The following is a 22205-nucleotide window of genomic DNA, read 5'->3' on the forward strand; positions in this document are numbered from 1 at the left end:
TCGAAATCCAGGAGCCCGAGGAAGTAGATGCGCGGCAGTTCGTACTTCTCGCTGGTGTGCACCTGGTTCTCGATGACGCGCGAGATGTAGTATTCTACGCGGTCGCGGAAGAAGTCGTCGCCCTGCTGCTGGACTTCGACCAGCACCTTTTCACCGGCGTTGGTCGTGCCGATGATGTCCAGAATGCAGTCCTTCTTGTTGAAAACGCCGGGGAATTCCTGCATTTCGAGGGTGATGTCCTTGATGGCGTCGTCACCCTGCAGGCCAAGCATTGCATTCACGAGCGAGATGAGGAGCGTGTGGTCCTTTTCCTCGGCGAAGACAATCTTGAAAATGCCGTCGCTAAGAATGTAGGCGTATTTGTAGAGTTCCTGATACTTGAGGAGGTTGCTCTTGTCGATTTCCATCGCCTTGAGCAGGGAGTAGTGTTGCGTGCGGTTCATGTAGTGTTGTCATTCCCGCGTAGGCGGGCGGACAGCACTTAGCACTTTTATACGATACTTGGCAACTTGTTGCCATAGTAGAGTTATCCTCTTTGGGGAAGTGCTTAGTGCGCGTGGCCACCATGGTGGGAATCTCCTGTTTGAAGTTGCGGTTTTGGCTTGCAAACGGAAAATGCTGGGACGTAGAACACCTGCGGCACCAGACGGTTGCCGCTCGCAAACCAGTTGAATGACTGATTTTTACGTCCACTTTTTACGGTAGACGGTGCTCTACGTTGATAACCATGGGGCCGGACTCCCCAAAGGGTTCCTGTCCTCGAATTGCGGGTTAGTCGCGCCACGCAAAGGGAGAACGGCATCAAGCAGATAGTTTAACGGCCTGCCCTGATTCTATCGGTGTCGGCAGGATTAACGGAATCTACGGAAACGAATATACAATTTTTCAGAAAAAAGTGGAAAAATTTTTTTTGATTAAGAAAACGCCTGCGGGAGCGTGTCAATGACATCGCTTGGGAGCATGCTGAATGCGCCGAGTTTTTCGCGGGCTATGCGGCCCGCTTTTTGGTGTAAAAGTGCGCCGAGTACGGCGGCTTCGGGGGCGGGAGTGCCTTGTGCGAGGAGTGCCGCGATGATTCCCGTGAGAACGTCGCCGGAGCCGCCCTTGGCAAGGCCCGAGTTGTGTGCGGGCACGATGAACACGCGACCGTCGGGAGCGGCGACGAAGGTCGGCGCGCCCTTCAGGAGAATGACCTTCTTCGTGTTGCGGGCGATGTCACGAAGTAGTTTGGGTATGTCGATATCGTTTGTCGGGAGCGCTCCGAAAAGCCTTTCGAATTCCCGGCGGTGCGGCGTGAGGATTGCCGCAGTTTCGATGCTGTGAAGGTAAGATGCCGCGCCCGAAGTGGGGCTTGCGGATGTCTTGTTGTGTGTGGCGATGGCGTTCAGCGCGTCGGCGTCGATGACCAGCGGACAATTGAGCTGCGGGAGTATTTCGATTACGGCGTCGCGCGTGCATTCGACGCTCCCTATCCCCGGCCCGATGGCGAGTGCCTGGTTGTGCTTCGCCTTCTCGAGAATTTGCGGGATGTGAGCGGGGGAGAGCGCTGTGGCTCGATCGTCCGTGGAATCCGCATCTTGACCTGCGATATCTTGCAGGTTTACGAATACGGGTTCCGAAAGTTTTGCCTGCAGTACGGACATCACGGCTTCGGGGCTCGCGAGGGTCACGAGGCCGGCGCCGCTCCGGAGTGCTGCTTGCGTGCAGAGCGCGGCGGCTCCCGGCATGTCGCCGGAGCCTGCGACAATCATGGCGCAGCCCTGGGTGCGCTTGTCGCCCCAGTCGTCGCGCTCGGGCAGCATCTGCGGGATGAGCGCCTCGGTGGCGAGGAACGTGTTTTCGCTGAACTGTGCGACGGTACTTGCGGGGTAGCCGAGCGGCGCGACCGAGGCTTCCCCGAATGCGGGCCCGCCTTCGCGCGTGTATGCGTCCAGCCGCGGGAACCCGAACAGGAGGGTTTCAAGTGCGTGTATGCAGGGTTCGCGACGCACGTGTTCCTGTGAGTCGTAGCCGGTGGGTGCGTCGGCCGCGACAACCGGGATGTTTGATGCGGCAATGTCGCGGACCGCGGCTGCGTACAGTTCCCGCAGTTCGCCGTGCGCGCCGTTCCCGAGCATGCAATCTACGGCCAGCGTGAAGCCTGCGTATCTCGGAGCCTGCGGTAAACTTTCCAGCGCTGTTTCTGCCTGCGATAAACTTTCCGGCGCAGTTTCTGCCCGCGACAAACCTTCCGGTACCGGAGAATACATGACAAGCCTTCCGCCAACCTGCGCAAAATCTTCCAGCGCCATCTTGGCTTCGTTCTGGAACCTGTCTGCTGCGGCAAGCGAATACGTTGTGCAGGGGATTCCCGCTTCGATAAGCAACTTCGCGAGTACGAGCCCGTCACCTCCGTTGTTACCCCCGCCGACAAACACCGCCACCGATCGCGGTGCATTCCCGGCCCCGCGATAAGCATCTAAAACCTCGACCACCTTCTGGAACAGCGCGGCTCCCGCCTGTTTCATCAGTTCATAACCGGCCTCAATCGCCGCGCGCGTCTCACCTTCAATTGGGGCGTCTGTCTGGCGAACGTCCTTGGCGAGCGCTTCCTTGGCGGCCTTGTCAAGTGCACGCATCCCCTCGGTCGAGAGGACGGGCATGAGTTCCGAAAAGCTGAACTGGTCGAGGAGTTTCATACTTTGAATATAAATTTATACAGCGGCCTTTGACAAGACCTCGATGGCGTATTCGCTGTACTTGACGCCGCCTTTTGCTGCATTGCGCTTCAGCCCTTCAATGACCCAGGTCGGCAAACGGAAAGATGCCATCTTCGTTGCTTCGCGGGCCTTGCGGGCCTTGATTTCCTTTACGGTTTCTTCCCAGGGGCCGTTGCTGACGATTGCGGTTCCATTGGCGAGGGCTTCTTTGAAATCTTCTGAAAAATCGTGCTCGTTAAAATAACGGAGTTCTTCTTCCGTCATGTCGGGCTTTTCCATTACCTTGAATTCCATATTTTTTCCTCGTTTTTGTGTGCGCGCCTTGCCGTGACGACTGTGTACAGGTCTTTTTCTAATACGACTATCCATATATCTCCGTCAATTTTTCCGATAGCGATATAACGATCGGGGTTAGATTTTGATGAAATGAGAATTCTGTTCCCTTTGACTATTTTCGCAGCCATTTCGTGAGTGGATGTTCTCTCATCGAATTTTTCAAATGCGTGTTTTATGATTTTCATAATTAATATACAAATTGTATTACAAATTGTCAATACGCTAAATAACTTTAAAATTGCGCCAAAATACAATTATAAGTGCATGCTTCTAAGAAAAAGTTTTATTGGCCCCCTCGCGTTTGATGTCGCTTTTGTACTGCTCACGATCAAATATAAATAAACAGAATGTCAAAACATGACATTTATAAAAAATGCAGTTGCCCAATATTTGCGTGATTGCGTTAGAACAAATCCAGAGAGCTGTCCAGGTAGATTTCTTCGCGCACATTGAGCTGGTGCTCGGGCTTGGTCATGTAGTAAAGCAGAAATTCCAGGATGATGGCGCTGCCGAGGCTGCGGCCTTCGATTTTGAAGTGCCTGAATCCCGCGGGCGCGTACACGTTCCGGATGTCGTCAATTCCGATGAATCCCGGGTTTTTCATCGCGTCGGAGAATCGGTAGCCCCTCTGGGCGGTGGGCGAAACGCAAACGTGGTCTTCGCAGTTTTCGCCGAGGCTCTTGCGGCTTACGTTCTCGTAGCAGGCCTTGCGGTCGTGACAGCCGAACCAGCAGCATTCATTGCACAGGAACTCGACCTTCTGCTTTTGCACGTCCGTAAGCGTGCTCAGTTTGTCAATTTGCCTGTTGAGTCAAAAATCCGGAACAACGTAACGGAATTCGTCGCGGTTCAGCTCGGCGACAAACGGCCCGAAGTCCGTAATCACCTTCGTGGTGGAAGATATGAAATAGAATCCGGGGTACTTCGCCTTGATGTAATCGAGCAGAAGGTCCGAGTGAACGATGATGCCTGCGCAGCCCCTGCCCTCATTATGGCTGGCGCCGTTCAAACCTGCACCGTTTCCAGCGCCGTTCCTTCCATCGACAAGCCCAGTATCCACGCTCTCGAACATCCTGCACAACTCGTTACACTGTGCATCGGCGAGGTGCTCTTCGCGAATCAGGGAATTGCTGAAGGTGAGCCGTGCCGAAATCCCGTATTCCTTCACGAGTGCCATAACCTTTTCCGGTTCGGCATCCCCGAAACCGACACGCCCGCCGCCCCAGATGCAGTCGCTGGGCGCCCCGTAAATGGAGCCGATTTCACACCAGTCGTAAAAGTATTCCCGGTGGTCGCGCCATAGCGGCAAAAAGGCCTTGTATAGGTCGTAGAACTCGAACAATCCGGGAAGGTGGTAAAAGACTTTTTCCAAGGGGTGTACCGTTGCTTGCGACGAAAATACAAACTGTACTGAAAAATGTCAACACGCCTGTATTTCTCGGGAAAACCCAACTGCTTGTTGTGAAATATCGAAAAACCGCCTAATTTATGCTAATTTCGCCATTTACTGCGTTGTAGTCGTTTACACCGCAATTTGGTTGGCCGCAGTCCCATTCCTACATTATTGATATACATTATATATGGGTAGGTATATGGAGGCCAACACGATGTAAAAACTGGAAATTCTGAGGAGTACAGATATGAAGTTTCCAATACTTCTGTTAGCCGCCGTTACGCTTTCCTTCGCTCAGTGGGGAGGCGGTGGAAAATCCATTAACGATTACAAGAGGGTCTCGGTTTCGGGCCGGGACGTCTATGTCTACGCGCCGTCCGGTGTCGCGGCAAAGAGCCCGTTGCTGCTTTCTTTCCATGGCATGGACCAGGACCCCAATTATCAGCAGTCGAATACCCACTGGGAGGCGGTCGCCGATACGGCCGGTTTTGTCGTTGCGTACCCCAAGGGCGCTACGGGCTACAGCACGTGGGACATTAGCGGTGACAAGGACACCAAGTGGATTACCGAAATTATTAGCCAGCTCGCCAAGGACTACGACATCGATACCAAGCGCGTCTACATGTCGGGCTTCTCGATGGGCGGCATGCTCAGCTACCATGCGATGGGCAAGATTGCAGACAAAATTGCTGCGTTCGCCCCCTGCTCCGGCTACCTGATGGGCGGCCCGGGCCAGGCCATGCGTCCTGTGCCTATTTTCCATACGCATGGAACCAAGGACGACGTGGTGGGTTACAACAATCTCGAAAACAACCTCAAGAGTTACCGCCAGCAGTTCAACTGCCCCGCGCAGGCGGAAGTCGAGGAAAACCACCCGAATAGCGAGAACAGGGCGACGCTCTATTCCTGGGGCCCGTGCGATGACGGTGTCTACGTGAAGCACTTGAAGCTCGAGGGCCGTATGCATAGCCCCTCCAAGGCAGATGTCTCGGATATCTGGAACTTCGTGAAGATGTTCTCGCTCGACGGCGTTGCGGGTGCAATCGAGGTCCCGACCAACAGGGATACCGTTTTCAACGGAACGTTCTCGGATTCGCTCAAGCTTGCCGGATGGAAGTTGCAGACCCATGGCGGCGAAGGCTCCCTGAAGCATACCGAAGGCATGGCCGAAATCAAGGTGACCAGCGTGGGTACGAACGCGTACGACATCCAGATGATCCAGAACGGGATGCACTACGAGAAGGGCCAGAGCTACAAGCTGACCTTCGATGCATACGCCTCCGAGGCAAGGTCGCTCGAAGTGAACCTCGAGAAGGATACTGACCCGTGGACCAGCTACCTGGGCGAGGCGAAGGCGTTTGACCTTGGGACCGACAAGAAGAACTTCGAGATTACGTTTACCATGAAGGAATCTACCGACGAGAACGGGCGCATTTCCTTCAATGCGGGCCTCGCGAAGGGGAACGTGTATATAGACAACGTTGTTATTGCAAAAATCGACGAATCCGAAGTCGGCGGCGGAACAACCTCCATTGCGGGCAAGGCCCTGCTGCAGGCGGGAGAAAGGACGTTCAGCGTGTACAACATGAAGGGCGCCTTCGTGTGCAAACTTAAGGCAACCCGCATGGGCGACGTGCAGGCGAAACTCGATGCGATGAACATCGAAAAGGGCCTGTATGTGGTCAAGGACGGTAACTTTAACCGGATTTTCTCCGTAAAGTAGTGGAATATACCGGGAATGTTCAAGAAGTGCCTTTCGTGATGTAAAAAAACGGAAGGCATTTTGCTTTTTGTAACAAAAAAATATATATTCACTAACTAGAATTTACAACAGTGAGGAAAACAAGATGAAAAAGATACTCGGACTTTTGGCAATCTGCACTCTTGTGGCTTGCAATGAATCCGGCGAAACCGCAGTTGCTCCCGTATCGGGCGGCAACCAGAACGCTTACCAGGACCCGAACCAGCAGCAGGTGAATGCCGACTCCATTTACCAGCATGTGCTCGATTCGATTAACGCGGCGCAGGCAATGTCCTCTGCCACAATCGACCCGTTCTCGTCCTCGTCCGTGGACTTCTTCCTGAGCAGTTCCGCTATTATGCCGCTGTCCAGCAGCTCCATGGTTTTCCCGACCGTGTCCAGTTCCTCTTTCGCAAGCTCCAGCAGCATTGCGATTGTTAGGTCTAGTTCCTCCGCAATTGTCCCGAAGAGTTCCGCCGCTGTAGATGACGGTAAGTTCAAACTTGAATTGTGGGATGGCGCTGCGGGCGAAGCCCAGGTGCAGACCGGCAACAAGACCGGTGGCTGGTGGTACAGCTATGCCGATGAACTGGGTTCTGAAATTACCTGGGGCGCTGAACCGGGTGACGAAGGCAGCATGGCTCCTGTGGTTGCGGCATGCGAAGGCCTTTGTGGTGACTTTGTCATTGGTGAGGGCGATCCCAGTGAAAATAAATACCCATACCTTGGCTTTGCTTTCGGCTATGCTAAAAATGCGAGCACTACTGGTGATGCTACCGCCATTAAGGGCCTTTGCGTAACTTACACCTATTCTGGTACAGCCACTTTTGCTATTGAACTTGGCTTGACTACGGCTCAGGAAAATAAACTGGGCAGTGCTCTTCCGATGGCTGAACTGCCCAAGGGGACCAAGAAGACTGTGGACTACCTCTGGAGCGAATTCGTACAGCCGGATTGGGCTAAGACGGCTATGTCTGGTGCCAATGCGGCGAAGCAGCTATCTTCCATCAAGTTTAAGTTTGCGGATGCCGTCGGTGGCGAATCTGGTAGCTTTGCCGTCTACAAGGTTGGCCCCTATGGTGGCTGCAACTAACCGATTGAAACAATCTTGAATAAACGCGCTCCTCCGGGAGCGTTTTTTTTATCCTTATGTTAATGCAAAAAAGGAACCCTTGCGGGTTCCCTTTCATTCGTCATTCTCGCGGAGGCGAGAATCTAGTTCTGGTCTGGATCCTGCTCCTTCGAACCTAACGCGACTATGGGGCTAAAGCCCCAAGTCTTGTATATCGACTTCGTGCCGTTGGCACGGAGTTTACCCTGAGCTTGTCGAAGGGCTCTGGATGACGAATCTTTACTTGATGATCAGCATACTGTCATCCCACGCTTCGTGCTTTTCGAGACCGAGGAGGTTGGCCGTCGTCGCAGCGATGTTCGAAAGACCCCAGTCGCCTTCCTTGAGGGAAAGCTTGCCACCCGTTACGTTATCGTAAAGGATGCAAGGAACCTTGTTCAAGGTGTGGCTGGTCTTTGCCTTGAAGGTGCCGTCCTTGTTGACCTTCGGCATGCCGGTCTTCTTGTCGATTTCGTACATTTCGTCGGCGTTACCGTGGTCAGCCGTGATGATGGCAACACCACCGAGGGCGTCGATCACCGGGAGGAGGCGTGCAAGGCCGATGTCCACAGCTTCGATAGCCATCGTAGCGGCGCGGAAACTACCGGTGTGGCCCACCATGTCGCCGTTCGGGAAGTTGCAGCGGAGCGTCTGGTACTTGCCGCTCTTCAAAGCTTCGATCATGGCGTCGGTGATTTCGGCGGCCTTCATCCACGGGCGCTGTTCGAACGGAACAACGTCAGATTCGATTTCGAGGTAGGTTTCGCCGTCGAACTTGCTGGAACGGTTACCATTCCAGAAGTAGGTCACGTGGCCGTACTTCTGCGTTTCGGAGCAAGCGAACTGCTTCACGCCGGTTTCGGAAAGCCATTCGCCGCTGGTTTCCTTGATGGCCGGAGGCGGAACGAGGAAACGGTTCGGGAGCTTGAGGTCGCCGTCGTACTGGAGCATGCCGGCGTAGCACACATGCGGGAAGCGCTTGCGGTCAAATTCGTTGAAGGATTCTTCTTCGAAGGCGCGGGTGATTTCGATGGCGCGGTCGCCACGGAAGTTGAAGAACACCACGGAGTCGCCATCGTTGATGGTGCCGACCGGCTGGCCATCCTTAGCAATCACGAACGGCGGGAGGTCCTGGTCAATAGCCTTGGTTTCGCCACGGAGGGTTTCGATAGCCTGGGTGGCGTTGTCGAAGTAGCGGCCTTCGCCGAGCACGTGGGTCTTCCAGCCGAGTTCCACCATCTTCCAGTTGGCGTTGTAACGGTCCATGGTGATCTGCATACGGCCACCGCCACTAGCAATGCAGACGTCGAATTCCGGGCTGCGGAGTTCGTCGAGGAACTTTTCGAACGGGCCAACGTAATCGAGAGCGGAGGTTTCCGGAACGTCACGACCGTCGAGGAGGATGTGCACGCGGACCTTCTTGAGGCCTTCCTTCTTGGCCTGAGCGACCATGGCCTTCAGGTGAGAAATGTTGGAGTGGACGTTACCGTCGCTGAAGAGGCCGATGAAGTGGAGGACGGTGTTCTTTTCACGGGCGTTGCCGGCGATTTCCTTCCAAGCGTCGCGATCAAAGATGTCGCCGCTGTTGATGGCGTCCTGCACGAGGGCTGCACCCTGATTGTACACCTGGCCCGCACCGATGGCGTTGTGGCCCACTTCGGAGTTACCCATGTCTTCGTTGGTCGGCATACCCACGGCGCGGCCGTGAGCCTTCAAGAGAACGTTCGGGTACATCTTGAAGAGGTTGTCGAGAGTCGGAGTGCGGGCAGCCTTGATGGCGTTGCCTTCGACTTTATCGGTGATACCAAAACCATCCATCACGATGGTTACGACCGGGCCCTTGATGCCAGGGAAATTGGAAAGCTTCTTGAGCATGGTTTACTCCGTGTTTAAATTTACGCGGGTAAAGATAGAAAAAAATCGAGGAAGACGAGGAATCCTAAACGGTTTCCCTGTGAGCCGTAGGCGACTTGTATCAACAAGTCGTCGAAGGCGACCTTTGGACACTTGCGCTTTTATACGATACTTGGTGCTTTAGCACCTTAGTAGAGTTATCCTCTTTGGGGAAGCGCTTAGTGTACATGGCCACCTTTAGGTGGGAGCGAGTGAGAAACCGGAGGTTTCAATACCCGAGACGACGAACGAGCGGTCGCAAAAAGCCCTCCCGTGAGGGGAGGGCTCCTGTAAAGGTCTTTATTCGAGACTAGTTGTAGTAGACGATGTCGACCGTGCCCTTCGTGGCGCTTTCGAGCATAGCCTTCTTAATCATCACGGGGTACATCTTGCCGTCAGCCGTGACAACGTCAATCCAGAGACCGCTGGTGAGTTCGTCTTCGAGCTGGAAGTTCGACTTCACGAAGTCTTCGCGGCAAATCTGGGTCTGGCCGGCCTTGGGTTCGGCGTCAAGACCGGTGGTCTGCGAGTTGTCTTCGTAAACGGTCACGCCTGCGCCCGGAACGATAGTGGCCATGTTGTTCGCGAACTTGATCGTGATGTGCGGATTGTCGGCGAGGCCGGTTTCGAAGTTAATGGCGCTCTGGCTCGTGCCCATGCTGTTGGAGAGGGATACCGGGTGTGCGGTAACCGGAGTGCACGGTGCAGGCGGGACCTCAGAAGAGGAAGAAGGCGGCAGGGCTGCCTGGCATTCCTGTTCGGGGCGAGTGAAGGTGAGCTGGTCATAGACGCTCGTGTAGAGCGAGGTCTGGATGCCTTCTTCCTTGCTGCTCGAGTACACAAAGATGTAGAGCTTGAATTCGCCACAGCCGCTCAGGTCGGAGAATTCAAAGTACTTCTGCGACAGGGAAACACGTTCGGTCGGGAACACCACGCCGTCGAGGTGGATGTTGATTTTTTCCTGGAACGCGTTGCCATTGATGAGCCTACCCACGGCAAAACCGACGCTATCGATTTTGACGTCGACATCGGCAGTGTAGGGCTCGCTCGTGTCGAGGAACGTGTCGTCGAGCTTGATCATGCCGGAGAGGGAACCGCGCAGGGAGTTGATGCCCGACATAACCGTGATTTTCAGGTTGTCAAAAATCACCGGGGAAAGTTCAGACTGCTTGGGAGGGTCGATGATCTCGGCACCCGGATTGTCGGGATTGACCGGAGTATCGGGACTGCTGGAGTCGTCACCGCAAGCATACAAACCGAAAGAAGCTGCGGCGATAGCCGAGCCAAGAAGAATCTTTTTGAAGTTCATGAGTTACCTCTGTTTGTTTTCTATGAAAATAAACAAAAATGAACGAAAAAGCAAAGGAGAAAATGTTTTTTTTACTTTAAAAAGGCGAAAAATGCCCGAAAAAGGGCGTTTTTTTACCCGAGACGCTCGGTCAGGCGGGTAAATCGGCGCACGCTCCTGTTGTTGCGGACGGCGGTCGCGAACGCCCCCGGTGCAGAAAGTACCCACACGTGCCCCTTCGCTCGGGTGATTGCCGTGTATATCAGGTTCCGCTGGAGCATCATGTAGTGGCTCGAATCGAGAATCACGATGACCGCCGGGTACTCGCTTCCCTGGCTCTTGTGGATGGTGCAGGCGTAGGCGAGCGCGAGCTGTTCCAGTTCGTCGCCCTCGTACTCGACGGTCTTGTCGTCGTAGAACACCGTCACCTTGTCGTCGCTCTTGTGTACTTTGAAGATTACGCCCACGTCGCCGTTGAACACGTTCTTGTCGTAATTGTTCTTTATCTGCATCACCTTGTCGCCGTCGCTCCAGGGGACTCCCATAATCCTGTGGCGGGCGACTCCGGGATTCTGCAGTTCTTGCAGGAAGGCGTTCAGCTCGAAGATGCCGAGCGGGCCCTTGCGCATGGGGGAAAGGATTTGTAGGTCGGCCTTCTGGTCGATATCGATTTTGCTCCGCACGCCCGTAGCGAGAAGGTCCGCGATAATCCGCTTTGCCTGCTCGGGTTCCTCGAACGGGATAAAGTGGAAGTTCGGGCCGTCGATGGGCGAGGGGACTATGCCCTGGTTTATCTTCGCTGCCTTATCGGCGATGTCGTTCCCGCCCGCCTGCCGGAATATGTGCTGCAGGCGCGTCGTCGGTATTTTCGGGCAGCGGATGAGGTCGTTCAGCACGTTGCCGGGCCCCACGCTCGGGAGCTGGTCCGCGTCGCCCACGAGAACGATGCGGGTCTTCGCGTGAATCGCCTCGAACAGCGCCGCCGCAAGCCAGGTATCGACCATGCTGAACTCGTCGACGATGAGCAAATCGCAGGGCAGCTTGTTTTCGGCGTTGCGGTTGAATTTCTTTGTGGCGGGGTCCATCTCGAGCATGCGGTGGATGGTGCGGGCCTTTAATCCGCAGAGGTCGCCCATGCGCTTGGCGGCGCGGCCCGTGGGGGCGGCGAGGAACACGCTCTCGTCCATCTTCTGCGCGAGGTGGAGGATCCCCTTCAGGATAGTCGTCTTGCCGGTGCCGGGCCCGCCGGTGATAATCGATATGCGGTAGGCGAGCGCCATCTGGATAGCTTGCCGCTGGATGGGGTCGAACGCGAACTTGTGCTGGTGTTCCCAGTCCATGAGCGCCCGCTCGAAGCCCGCGGTGGGGAGCGCGTTGCCCGCAAGCCGGTACAGGATGTTGTCTGCAATGCTCTGCTCGGCGCGGAATATCGGCGGGTAGAAGCAGTCGTCGTCAACGCGCTTGATGCGTTCGCGTTCGCACAGGTAATCGAACTGCTGTATAAGCCCGTAGACGGCGTCGTCGTCTTCCATCGGAATGCGCAGAATCCGGAAGGTCTTTTCGAGAAGGATATCCTTGGGGAGGTACACGTGCCCTTCGCTGAAACTCGATTCCTGCAGCACGTACATGAGGGCGGACTGCAGGCGCTTGGGGCTTTCCTTCGGGATGCCGACCTTCATCGCGATATCATCGGCCTTCAGGAACCCGATGCCCCAGATTTCTTCGCAGAGCAGGTACGGATTCTCGGTAATGCGGGCGATTGTTTCGGCGCCGAACTGATTCCACAGGCGTTTCGCGACACTGCCCGCGATGCCGTGCCCGTACAGGAACAGCATCGTTTCCCTGCTGTGGCGGTTTGTTTGCCATGCGGCGAGGAAGGCTTCGACCTTCTTGCCCGTAAGCCCCTTGATTTTTGCCTTGCGGAATATTTCGGGATGGTTGTCGAGAATGTCCGCGGTATCGTCGCCGAACACCTTCACGATTGCTTCAGCCGTCTTGGGGCCGATGCCGCGGAATATACCCGAGGCGAGGTATGCGCCGATATCGCTTTCCTGCGGGGCCGCGACCTTGTACGAGGTGCACTTGAACTGTCTGCCGTACTTGGGGTGGCGCCCCCATTCCCCTTCCATCAGGAGTCTTTCTCCGCTCCCCAAATCGGGAAAAGTCCCCGTCACCACGACGGGGGCTTTTTCGCCTTCCACGGTCACGCGGAAAACGGAAAACCCGCTATCGGCGCTGTGGAACGTAACGCTCTTGATGGTTCCTTCGAGCTGCATCCGCTAGGCTAGAACTCCTTATTCCGGCTCGTAGTCGTTCTTCTTGTCGATTTCGCTATCCCACTTGTCGGGGTCGAACTGCTTGTTGGAGGCGAGCTTCTTGCCGCGCAGGCACAGGAGCGCGCCGAGCACGGCAGCATTTTCGATGGCGAGCACGAGGGCCGTCTTGTAGTCAAGCCCGAATCCGAGCGGGGCGCCCTTCAGGTTCTCGGGGCTCACCCACAGGATGTAATCGAAGCAGATGAACGCCATGAACATGCACGGGATAAGCGCAATCACGTAGTTCTTCTTCTTGCTGCGGAGATAAACTGTTGCTACGCACAGGCTGCACACGGCCATGAGCTGGTTGCTCCAGCTGAAGTAGTTCCACAGGATGTTGAAGCCCTGCGGGTTCAGGTTGCTCCAGAAGATAATCACGAGGCAGATGGCGAACATCGGCACGGTGAGGAGCAGGCGCTTCTTCGGGTCGGTCTGGTCGATGCCGAAGAGCTCCGAAATCGTGAGGCGAAGGCTACGCAGGCTCGTGTCGCCGCTCGTAATCGCAAGGATGATGACACCCACCACCACGAGGATGGAAATAGGTGCGAACGGGATGACGGTGGAGACGAGTACGCTCAATACCTTCACGCCGCCGGCCGCCATAAGTTCAGGTTGCATGTGGTAGATGAACATGCCGCCCGCGGCCCAGATCATGCCGATGAGGCCTTCGATAATCATCATGCCGTAGAACGTCTGGCGGCCAGTTTTCTCGGTCACTTCGGTGCGGGCCACGAGCGGGCTCTGCGTGCTATGGAAACCGCTGATGATGCCGCAGGCAATCGTCACGAAGAGCATCGGGATAATGGGCTGGTGTGCCGGATGCTGTGTGAAGTTCGAGGCGATGTCAGAGAGGTTGAATTCGCTAAGCACATTGAGGTGCGGCGCGATGCCGATCATGATTCCGAGGGAGGCGAGAATGAGCAAGCCGCCGAAAATCGGGTAGATGCGGCCGATAATCTTGTCGATGGGGAAGAATGTGCTTGCGAAGTAGTAGGCGAAAATCACGCCGACCGCTACCCAGAAGAGCGTGGGGGAGACTGCGGAGCCCGCGATGATGGGCGTGTTGATGAGCTGCGCCGGCGTGTTAGTGAACACAGCTCCCACGAGGATGAGCGCGATGGAAATGAGCGCCATCACCACCTTCGAGGGGCCCTTGCCCAGGAACTTGCGCGAAAGTGCAGGCACGTTGTAGCCGTTGTTGCGCATGCTTATCATGCCGCTGAAGTAGTCGTGCACCGCACCGCCCAATACGTTACCCAGCGGGAGTATGATGAACACGATGGCACCGAACTTGATGCCGAGAATCACGCCGATGACAGGCCCGATACCCGCAATGTTCAGAAGCTGGATGAGCATGTTCTTCCAGTGCTTCATCGGGACGCGGTCAACGCCGTCGGGGTTAGCGAGTGCCGGAGTCTTACGGTCGTCAGGGCCGAAGACATGTTCGACAAACTTTCCGTAGGTAAAGTATCCGCCAATCAGTATGGCGACACCGATAAGGAATGTAATCATGTTATGCCTTCTTTTTTACGTGTCATTTTTTATTCAATATCTTCTGCGGGTTCACTCGGTTCAGGTTCTGCGGGCTGTTCCGTCTCCTGGCTCAGTTCCTGCTGGGCTTCGTCACTAGCCTCTTCCGTAGCGGAGTTCTTTTCAGCAGTTTCGTTTGCTTTGTCTTCTTTCTTGGCACCGCGCACGTAGCCTTTTTCCTTCGCGATTTCATTCGGCGTCTTGTCTTCGCCGAATTGCTGGCGCAGGTAGAGAATATTCGTCGTGAAGCTCGACTTGCCCGCATAATCGAACCCGACAACCGGGTGGTAACTCTTGCCGAGCTGGAGTGCTATAGCGATGCCGAACTTGAAACCGCAATTCCCGTCAACAGAAATATTCGGGTTGATGAACATGCCGGTGGGGTTTTCCTTGAATTCCAGGTGTCCCGAAGATTCCATCGTTGCGGACTGGTAGCCGAGAGTCATCATGACTTCGAAGAAGTTGAACGGCTTGTATCCGATAACCAGGTCGAACGTCGTTGCGCTCACGTCGAGGTCGAGTTGTCCATCGTAATCCTTGGGCCTGTAGCCGATGCTGCTCGAGTTATAACCGAAAACAAGGCTCACGTCGAGGCCCTGTGCCGCCGGCGGGAGCATGTATTGGAACCACCTGCCAAAACTGTATTGCAGGCCAAAGCCGAGCAGGCTGAAACCGCGCAGTTCGCTTACTGCCGGGAGCCACATTCCGCGAAGCACCACGCGCGCGTGGAATGCGCTCACGCCGATTTGCAGATAGGGGTAGGTGAATACGCCGAGCCCGTTCAGGGTCTCGTTGCCGTAGACAAAATTGTTCAGGTTCGCAGGGTCCGCAGTCGCGTCCCACTTGTCGCCGAAAATTGTGGGCACGTCGCGGGAATTGCCGAACACGTCCTTCTCGCTGAATGTCCTGTCGTCATCACCAATCGGGATGAGCGAAATGGGCAAGCCGAATTCAAAGTTCAGGCTCTGCGGAACGTTTGCGCTTACGTACCAGTTGCTGTTGAGCACGTTGCCCAGGTTCTCGATGATGGGCTTTACGTAGCCGGGGCGGTTGAAGATGCGGGCGTCTCCGCCGGGGCGGTCTTCGAATGCGGCGATGGATTCGTAGATGGATGCCCATCCGTCTTCGTCCATGGCAGGTGCGAAGGTGGATGCTCCCATTAAAATTGCGATAGTGTACTTGGCAAGCGTTTTCATACGCCGCCAAATATAGAAAATGGGGTCAGGTGCGTTCGGGGGTTAGAATTGGAACTGGACGCTTACGCCCACAAAGAAGAACGTCTGCCACATGTACGAATCGAGGTCGCAAAGCCCGCTGGCCTCGGTGTACACGTTCCTGAACCAGTTCTCGTAAATCTTGGCATAGGGAACAATGGCAATGTTGTCGTGCACGTAGTACTTGATATTGGCTATAAATCCGATTGACGAGCCCATGAATTCGGATTCGCTGACCTCGTCGCCGGAATAGGCCGTGTTGTCGGTGGTGAGCGTCGTGTAGGAAAGTGACCCGCCGAGCCCTACCTGAAAAAATTCAGGCCAGAACAGGTTGTATATAAATTCCATGCTTATGCGCCAGTACAGGCTGTTACCCCTTACGGATTCGTCGGGGAACCCGTTTATGACTTGCTCGGATTCCCAGATTTGAAAGTTCAGGTCGATGGTGAATTCGCGCACGTTCACGCCGATAGTGAAATCCGGGCTCGCGAAGATGTTGAGTGCAGGGGAATGGATGGTCTGCTTTTTGCCGGAAGTATCTTTCAGGGAAAGGACTCTTTCGTTAAGGTCGCCCTTGCTTGCGTAAAGGCCCATGCCTACGCTGCCGAAGAATGTACGCGGCCAAGCATCTTCGGCAAAAGATACGGTTGCAAACAACAGTGAAAGTATAATAATAAAACGCTTCATGTTTTCCTTTACCCAAATACCCCAATTGCTGTACAAATATACAAAAATGCGGTGTGCTTCAACTAGCGGAAAAACTGGGGCTTTTGCGCTTGCTTAGTATCCGGCCCATTCCGCGCTTATGGAGGGGCTGGCTTTGCGTATGGCCGCATCTTCGGGCGAATCTTTGGCGGGTGCGATGTCCCCGCTTTCAATGCGCGCTTTGATTTCGTCGAATGTTTTTGGCGGTACAGAGTCGGGGGTGTTGTCGCCCAGCACCTTGCAGGGGGCGCCTTCGGATTCCTTCGCCTTGTCCTTTACCGGAGTGTACTCGCGGGCGGCGGGCACGGTGTAGAACTTGTCTTCTTCGGGGCACCAGGCGGTAAGGCACTTGCCGTATACGCAGCCCGAATCGAGCCCGATGAATCCGGGAACGTTCACGAACCCCATCTTGGCCCAGTGCCCGAACACGACCGTCTTGTTCCACTTGACCTGCTCGAACCACGGGCGGTCATTCCAGTTGCGTATAGAAAGCAACACCTCGGGGCTCATGTCCTCAAGGCGTGCCTTGCCGGGCTCGAGGCCCGCGTGTACTAGGAGTGCGTGCGGGGTGTCGCGCCAGAGGGGCCAGTTTTTTACCGTATCGCGGATAAAGTTCCACTGCTCCAGCGGGAGCGCCTTGAAGCGTTTCCTCTGCTTGTCGGTCCAGGTGTTCTCCGGCGTTTCCATCATGCGGATGAGGTGCTCTTCGTGGTTTCCGCGCACGGTAAGAATCCCGAGGTCGAGAACGGTCTGCAGGGCGCGCCACATATCGGGACCCTTGTTGATGATGTCGCCCGTCTGGTAGAGCGTGTCGCTCCCGCGCACGAACCCGAAGGCATCGATGATGCGCTCGAGTTCATCTGCGCAACCGTGAACGTCACCTATGTAAAGAGTTCGCTTCATTGTTTAATTCGGAATTCGGAGTTCGGAATTAGGAATTATTTAATTAGGCGGCGAAGCCGCGATTATTACAATTCCGAATTCTGAATTCATAATTCATAATTACCTAAGATGTACTGCTTGCCTGAGCTTGTTCATCTCGTCGGCGGTGAGCTCGCGGAACTCGCCTGCGGGCAAGTCGCCCAGCTGGAGCTTGCAGTAGCTTACGCGCTTGAGGTCGCGAATCTCATACCCGATGGCGCGCATCATGCGGCGGATTTCGCGGTTCTTGCCCTCGATAAGCACGAGTTCCGCAAACCCGTTTTCAAGATACACGTCGGTCGCAAACGCGATTTCTTCTTGTGCGTTCGGGTCTTCGGGGTCACGGATGTCTACGCCGTCTACGAGTTTCTGCGCGGCGGCATCGCTCAGCGGGCGCGTCGTCCACACATAGTAACTGCGGGGGATTTCAAAACTCGGGTGCGTCAGCCGGTGCAGCAGTTCCCCGTCATCGGTAAACAGCAATAGCCCGCGGCTCTGCAGGTCAAGCCTTCCCACGTACTTGAAGGAGGCATACCCCGGCGGCAGGTAGTCATATACGGTGCGTCGCCCCTGCGGGTCATCTTTCGTGCACACGCAACCCGCGGGTTTGTGGAACATGATGACCTTCGTCTTCTTCGGGAGCGTCGCCTTCTTCCCGTCCACGAGAACCTCGTCCGTATTCTCGTCTACCTGGTGGCCCATGTCTTTTACGGTAGAGCCGTTCACCTGCACGCGGCCTTCCTGCACGAGCGTGTCGGCTGCGCGCCTGCTTGCTATACCGCACAGGGAAATAAACTTGTTTATTCGCATCATGGTAAAATATCCGTGAGGTGCGTCCTAGTCTTCTTCGCCGTCCATCTGGATTTGCAGTTCCTTGAGTTTTCTCCAGAGTGTGGCGCGGCTAATGCCGAGCTTGCGGCAGACTTCGGTCTTGTTGTTCTTGCACACGCTCAGCGCATGCAGTATGTGCCTGCGTTCCACCTCTTCGAGCGAGAGGATTTCTTCGCCTGCATCTGTGTCGTGGCTGCCCTGCGTATCGCCACCCTGGATATGGATTGCGGGCGCGCTTTCGCCTGCGGGGAGCGCGAGCGTTTTCCCGTTCCCGTCCTTGATGTGCGGGATGGCGGGCATCTTTTCGCGGGCCTCTTCCTGCACGTTTTCGGGCAGGTCTTCGAGCCGGATAATTCCGCCTTCCGAAAGCACAATCGCGTGTTCCACGATGTTCTCGAGTTCACGGATGTTGCCCGGATAGTGGTACTTGGTCAGCGCGTACTGGGCTGCCTGTTCTATATCGGTAATGTTCTTGCCGTGCGCTTCCTTGTACTTGAGGATGAAGTAGCGGATAAGCGTGGGTATCACGGGCTTGCGCTCGCGGAGCGGCGGGAGCGTGAGGTGGAACGTGTTCAGTCGGTAAAAGAGGTCTTCGCGGAACGAACCTTCGAGCATCGATGCCTGCAGGTCGCGGTTGGTAGCCGCAATGATGCGGATGTCGAGGTAGCGCGCCTCGGTCTCGCCCACGCGGCGTATCTCGTGATTCTGCAAAAAGCGCAAGAGCTTTACCTGCGTTGCGGCAGAAAGTTCGCCCACTTCGTCAAGGAACAGCGTGCCGCCGTTTGCGGCCTCGAACAGGCCCTTCTTGTCGGCGGTGGACCCGGTGTACGACCCCTTCTTTGCGCCGAAGAGTTCGCTTTCGACCAGGTTTTCGGGAATAGCCCCGCAGTTGACCGCAATAAACGGTTCGCCCGCCCGCTTGCTGTAGCGGTGGATCACGTTTGCGAGGAATTCCTTGCCCGAACCGGATTCGCCGGTAATGAGCACGGTACTCGTGGTGGGGGCAATCTTGTAGACTGTCTTGAGAATCTTCCGCATCTCGGGCGTATCGCCCAGGAGACTGTCCAGCACCTGCGATTCCATGAGCTGGTGCGTGGACTTGTTCTGCTGGAGGGTCTGGATTTTCTTTGCCGTCTCTTCCAGCTGGTTCACGGTGGTCGGCTTCATGAGGAAGCTGTTTGCACCGCGGTTGATGGCGCTCGTGGCGCCGGGCCAGTTCTTGTTGTCGCACAGGACAAAAATCTCTATGCCGGGATTTTTCTCCTTGAGAAAACTGACCAAGTCCATGTTGTCGAAGGTAAGGAGCGGAACCTCGATAAACGCGAGGTCTATCGGGTCGTTCTTTACCAGTGGCATCAAATTGTCCTTGTCGTCACAGAGGATAATCTCCGTGTCGTCCAGGTTCCAGGAACGTCGAATGTCGCTGATAAACTCCTTGTCGGAATCAGCAATCAGGATGTTCATCGGCATGGATTACTGGTGGCTTTTGATGATTTCTTCGACCTTGTCGCGGAACTGCTGGATGTCGATGGGCTTGTTGAACGTGCATGCCACGTCGAAATGCTTGGCGGTGAGCAGGTAGTCATCTGCAGCAGTACGTCCGCCGGCACTCACGGCGATGGTGCGGTCACTCATGCCCATGCGGCGCAGGTCCAGAATGACCTCGTAGCCGTCCACGTCGGGCATAATGATGTCGGTCACGATGACATCGTACTTTTTGTTCTGGTACAGGGCCTTCGCTTCCTTACCGTTGCTTGCGGTTTCTACTTCGTACCCTTTAACCTCGAGAGCGGTTTTCATCATCTGGTTAAACAGCTCGTCATCGTCGATAATCAAGATGGTGGACATTACGCATCCTCCGTTTTTTCGTTTGCTAGATTCCAATATAGATTAAATTTCGTGCCCTTGCCGAGGGTGGTGGTCACAGTGAAACGCCCATTGCCGTCTTTTAACAACCTAAGCGCCGAAGAAAGCCCGAGCCCGAGCCCTTCGCCGGGCGATTTTGTTGTGAAGAACGGCGAAAAGATGCGTTCCAGCGTGTTGGAATCCATACCCGAGCCCGTGTCGGCAATCGTGAATTTCGCATAAACTCCCTTTTCGATGGGGTCCGAGAAGGGGTGCGTAATCTTGCGCTTGACCTCTTCGCGCTCGAGCGCGAACGTGAGGGTGCCGCCGGTCTCCTTCATGGCGAAAATGGCGTTGTTCGCCAGGTTGCTCAAAATGCGGTCGAGTGCCGCGGGCAGGCACACGATTTGCAGCTCGTGGTCCAGGTTGTCTGCCGAAATGTGGACGTTCGTGGGGAGCGTGAGCGAAAGTTTTTTGATGACGTCCTCGATGATGAGGAACGGCGAGAACTGTACGGGCTTCGGGGCGATGGATGTCTCGTTCCGGATGGCGCTCAGCACCTGGTTCACGGAATCCTTTGCCTTGTTTGCGGCCTTGTGCGCTTCGGCGATGAGCTCGCTTGCCTTGTTTATGCCCTTTAGCGTTTTTTCGGGAACATCGTCTGTCGGAGCGTTCTTGAGGAGTTCCTGTGCTAATTCACAGAAACCAATCTGGGCTCCGATACTGTTCTTGTAGTCGTGCGCAAAGCCTCCGAGCATGGTTCCCAGGTCCTCGAGCCTCGAGTGGATTCGCTTCTGTTCGCTCAGCATGTCTCGTTCGCGTTCAAGCCGCTTCTGCTCGGTCATGTCCTGCTTTAGCCCGATAATCTTGTACGGCTTTTGCCCTGCGACAATCGGGATGAACTGCACGTTGTAAATGAATGCCGGCTTGTTCTCGCGGATAAGTATGTTCGCTTCTTCTTCGGAAATTTCTTCGTGGCGCTCGTTCTCGTAGCTGGTGTGTATGTTCGAAAGCCCGTTGTTCCTGGCCTGCATTTCACCGTAAGAAATCTTGCCCGGCGAATCGGTCGTCTGGATGAGGTTCCCGCGGGACCTGATGTCCATAATGTTCTGTGTCATGTAAACGCCCTGCTCGTTTTTTGACCAAAACTGGAACGGGAGCGCGTTGATGAGGGTCGAACTGAAGTTGTTCTGTTCCTTGAATTTCTTCTCGGAACAGTCGAGACGGTCCTGGTAGCGGGTGAGGTCCTTCTTGTATTCCGTGAACTGGCTGTTCAGCGTCTTGATGCGCTGCTGGTAGAAAAGCGATTTTGTCTGGTCGCTCAATAGCAGGAACCACATGAACGTCGAAAGCGTGGTACGGTATTTGTACAGGGAAACGTTGAAGGTGTGGATTTCGTCGTTAATCTGGATTTTTTCGTTCTCGCGGAAGATTTCGTTTTCCAGGAGAATGTTCGGAATCAGGTCCTGGATGCGGTGCATTTTCATTTCGGATTCCGACATGCGGAACAGGAGCTGTGCTGCTGAGTTGCTGCTGTTTATCCTCCCGTCGGGCTGGAAGGTGAAAGCGCAGTCGCTCAGTTGGTTCATTAGGCTTTTCATGAGCCAGTTCGAACTCTTGTTCTTGAATGAAATGGATGTGAAGTACTGCCCGCAAAGGATGGCGAGGAATATGCACGAATACTGGTGGAACTGCAAGAATACGGGGGGATTGCCGTTGACGTTGAAACTGCACGAAACGGGAAGCACGTAGTCCAGTAAAAAAGAGAACAGCACGAAGAACGTGAAACTGGTTGTCGCGTAAAAGTTGATTTGCATGACATCCTTGCTGCTTGTTTGCAGGGTGTTTCGTGTCAGCTTGAATATGGTAAGGACCAGGTTCGGTACAACGAAGATAAAGAACAGGATGGAATAGACCTTGAAGTACGGGAATTCCTGGAAAGGCCTGATCCCGAGAATCGTGAATTGCGTGAAGAACGATTCGTTGAGGCAGAAAATGGTTGTTACCGCAATGACGTTTGCTGCCCCCAGCGCGTTCAAGAGCCGCCAGAAGTTGGAACGGCGCAACTTGAGGGAATCTTCGCAGATATGGTAGATGGCGTTGCCCGCCTGCACCCATGCCAGCGCCTGCACGCCAAACAGAATCTTCGCGGCGAGGTTGATGTTGGGACCGCTAAAGAAAATGCTGCCCACAAAGCTTGTGGTGTTCCAGAAGATGCAGATGAGCATCAACTGGTAGATTGCCTTCGGGAAGCGCTTGAGTCCGGTCTTTTGCCCCAATATGGTGGGGAAGGCGAACGTCAGCAGGAGAGCCGTTGCCGAAAAGATAATCGTAATGGGTGAATTTGTAAAGAGAATCTCGTGCAAAGGCTATCCCACCGATA

Annotated in this window: 17 protein-coding genes and 1 pseudogene; 2 read left to right on the forward strand and 16 right to left on the reverse strand. The window is 55.0% G+C overall.

Annotated features, from left to right (window positions below):
* The 5 genes and pseudogenes from BUB22_RS11440 to BUB22_RS17365 all read right to left on the reverse strand — a co-directional run.
* Window positions 1–443: PD-(D/E)XK nuclease family transposase (locus BUB22_RS11440; protein ID WP_175547289.1), on the reverse strand; the 443-nt coding region annotated here is incomplete at its 3' end.
* A 471-nt stretch (window positions 444–914) separates the two neighbouring features.
* Window positions 915–2678 carry an NAD(P)H-hydrate dehydratase gene (locus tag BUB22_RS11445; RefSeq protein ID WP_083535515.1) on the reverse strand — a complete coding sequence of 588 codons (1764 nt, stop codon included), beginning with the start codon at window positions 2676–2678 and terminating at the stop codon, window positions 915–917.
* 15 nt (window positions 2679–2693) lie between these two features.
* Entirely contained in the window at window positions 2694–2993 is a 300-nt protein-coding gene (locus BUB22_RS11450) for a hypothetical protein (RefSeq protein ID WP_073115232.1), read from the reverse strand.
* The gene (locus tag BUB22_RS11455; protein WP_139258975.1) at window positions 2978–3220 is read right to left on the reverse strand and encodes a BrnT family toxin; all 243 of its coding nucleotides are present in this window, start codon (window positions 3218–3220) and stop codon (window positions 2978–2980) included. Before BUB22_RS11455 ends, BUB22_RS11450 begins: the two co-directional genes overlap by 16 nt.
* Window positions 3221–3438: 218 nt before the next feature.
* Window positions 3439–4407, reverse strand: a pseudogene (locus tag BUB22_RS17365) (hypothetical protein).
* 268 nt (window positions 4408–4675) lie between these two features.
* Between BUB22_RS17365 and BUB22_RS11465 the strand changes: the two are divergent.
* Together BUB22_RS11465 and BUB22_RS11470 are read left to right on the forward strand one after the other, a co-directional pair.
* Window positions 4676–6151 (forward strand): carbohydrate binding domain-containing protein, encoded by a 1476-nt coding sequence (locus BUB22_RS11465; RefSeq protein WP_073115234.1) that lies wholly within the window; start codon window positions 4676–4678, stop codon window positions 6149–6151.
* A gap of 124 nt (window positions 6152–6275) precedes the next feature.
* Window positions 6276–7262, forward strand: a complete 987-nt coding sequence (locus BUB22_RS11470) for a hypothetical protein (RefSeq protein ID WP_073115235.1) — start codon at window positions 6276–6278, stop codon at window positions 7260–7262.
* Between the two features lie 258 nt (window positions 7263–7520).
* Here the strand turns inward: BUB22_RS11470 and gpmI are convergent, their stop codons facing one another.
* The 11 genes from gpmI to BUB22_RS11525 all read right to left on the reverse strand — a co-directional run bounded on the left by gpmI (window position 7521) and on the right by BUB22_RS11525 (window position 22188).
* On the reverse strand, window positions 7521–9155 hold the full coding sequence (gene gpmI, locus BUB22_RS11475) for a 2,3-bisphosphoglycerate-independent phosphoglycerate mutase (protein WP_073115236.1): 1635 nt from the start codon (window positions 9153–9155) through the stop codon (window positions 7521–7523).
* Between the two features lie 328 nt (window positions 9156–9483).
* Window positions 9484–10482, reverse strand: coding sequence for a hypothetical protein (locus tag BUB22_RS11480; protein WP_073115237.1), 999 nt, complete (start codon window positions 10480–10482; stop codon window positions 9484–9486).
* Between the two features lie 113 nt (window positions 10483–10595).
* On the reverse strand, window positions 10596–12737 hold the full coding sequence (locus tag BUB22_RS11485) for an SF1B family DNA helicase RecD2 (protein ID WP_073115238.1): 2142 nt from the start codon (window positions 12735–12737) through the stop codon (window positions 10596–10598).
* An 18-nt stretch (window positions 12738–12755) separates the two neighbouring features.
* Window positions 12756–14288: a carbon starvation CstA family protein gene (locus BUB22_RS11490; protein WP_073115239.1), complete on the reverse strand. Its 1533-nt coding sequence runs from the start codon at window positions 14286–14288 to the stop codon at window positions 12756–12758.
* Window positions 14289–14317: 29 nt separating this feature from the next.
* Window positions 14318–15502, reverse strand: coding sequence for a DUF6588 family protein (locus tag BUB22_RS11495; protein ID WP_073115240.1), 1185 nt, complete (start codon window positions 15500–15502; stop codon window positions 14318–14320).
* 42 nt (window positions 15503–15544) lie between these two features.
* Window positions 15545–16207 carry a hypothetical protein gene (locus BUB22_RS11500; RefSeq protein WP_139258976.1) on the reverse strand — a complete coding sequence of 221 codons (663 nt, stop codon included), beginning with the start codon at window positions 16205–16207 and terminating at the stop codon, window positions 15545–15547.
* Between the two features lie 93 nt (window positions 16208–16300).
* Complete coding sequence (locus BUB22_RS11505; RefSeq protein ID WP_073115242.1) at window positions 16301–17128, reverse strand: metallophosphoesterase; 828 nt, start codon at window positions 17126–17128, stop codon at window positions 16301–16303.
* A gap of 99 nt (window positions 17129–17227) precedes the next feature.
* Window positions 17228–17959 (reverse strand): pseudouridine synthase, encoded by a 732-nt coding sequence (locus tag BUB22_RS11510; protein ID WP_254794737.1) that lies wholly within the window; start codon window positions 17957–17959, stop codon window positions 17228–17230.
* A gap of 24 nt (window positions 17960–17983) precedes the next feature.
* Window positions 17984–19447: a sigma-54-dependent transcriptional regulator gene (locus BUB22_RS11515; RefSeq protein ID WP_254794738.1), complete on the reverse strand. Its 1464-nt coding sequence runs from the start codon at window positions 19445–19447 to the stop codon at window positions 17984–17986.
* Window positions 19448–19450: 3 nt separating this feature from the next.
* Window positions 19451–19825, reverse strand: a complete 375-nt coding sequence (locus BUB22_RS11520) for a response regulator transcription factor (RefSeq protein WP_073115243.1) — start codon at window positions 19823–19825, stop codon at window positions 19451–19453.
* Entirely contained in the window at window positions 19825–22188 is a 2364-nt protein-coding gene (locus BUB22_RS11525) for a sensor histidine kinase (RefSeq protein ID WP_073115244.1), read from the reverse strand. Before BUB22_RS11525 ends, BUB22_RS11520 begins: the two co-directional genes overlap by 1 nt.
* Window positions 22189–22205: the final 17 nt, after the last annotated feature.

This window comes from Fibrobacter sp. UWCM (assembly GCF_900129735.1).
GTDB lineage: Bacteria > Fibrobacterota > Fibrobacteria > Fibrobacterales > Fibrobacteraceae > Fibrobacter.

Coding starts and splice junctions, on each gene's coding strand:
- BUB22_RS11445 (WP_083535515.1), bottom strand. CDS start 2,678: ATGAAACTCCTCGACCAGTTCAGCTTTTCGGAACTCATGCCCGTCCTC.
- BUB22_RS11450 (WP_073115232.1), bottom strand. CDS start 2,993: ATGGAATTCAAGGTAATGGAAAAGCCCGACATGACGGAAGAAGAACTC.
- BUB22_RS11455 (WP_139258975.1), bottom strand. CDS start 3,220: ATGAAAATCATAAAACACGCATTTGAAAAATTCGATGAGAGAACATCC.
- BUB22_RS11465 (WP_073115234.1), top strand. CDS start 4,676: ATGAAGTTTCCAATACTTCTGTTAGCCGCCGTTACGCTTTCCTTCGCT.
- BUB22_RS11470 (WP_073115235.1), top strand. CDS start 6,276: ATGAAAAAGATACTCGGACTTTTGGCAATCTGCACTCTTGTGGCTTGC.
- gpmI (WP_073115236.1), bottom strand. CDS start 9,155: ATGCTCAAGAAGCTTTCCAATTTCCCTGGCATCAAGGGCCCGGTCGTA.
- BUB22_RS11480 (WP_073115237.1), bottom strand. CDS start 10,482: ATGAACTTCAAAAAGATTCTTCTTGGCTCGGCTATCGCCGCAGCTTCT.
- BUB22_RS11485 (WP_073115238.1), bottom strand. CDS start 12,737: ATGCAGCTCGAAGGAACCATCAAGAGCGTTACGTTCCACAGCGCCGAT.
- BUB22_RS11490 (WP_073115239.1), bottom strand. CDS start 14,288: ATGATTACATTCCTTATCGGTGTCGCCATACTGATTGGCGGATACTTT.
- BUB22_RS11495 (WP_073115240.1), bottom strand. CDS start 15,502: ATGAAAACGCTTGCCAAGTACACTATCGCAATTTTAATGGGAGCATCC.
- BUB22_RS11500 (WP_139258976.1), bottom strand. CDS start 16,207: ATGAAGCGTTTTATTATTATACTTTCACTGTTGTTTGCAACCGTATCT.
- BUB22_RS11505 (WP_073115242.1), bottom strand. CDS start 17,128: ATGAAGCGAACTCTTTACATAGGTGACGTTCACGGTTGCGCAGATGAA.
- BUB22_RS11510 (WP_254794737.1), bottom strand. CDS start 17,959: ATGATGCGAATAAACAAGTTTATTTCCCTGTGCGGTATAGCAAGCAGG.
- BUB22_RS11515 (WP_254794738.1), bottom strand. CDS start 19,447: ATGCCGATGAACATCCTGATTGCTGATTCCGACAAGGAGTTTATCAGC.
- BUB22_RS11520 (WP_073115243.1), bottom strand. CDS start 19,825: ATGTCCACCATCTTGATTATCGACGATGACGAGCTGTTTAACCAGATG.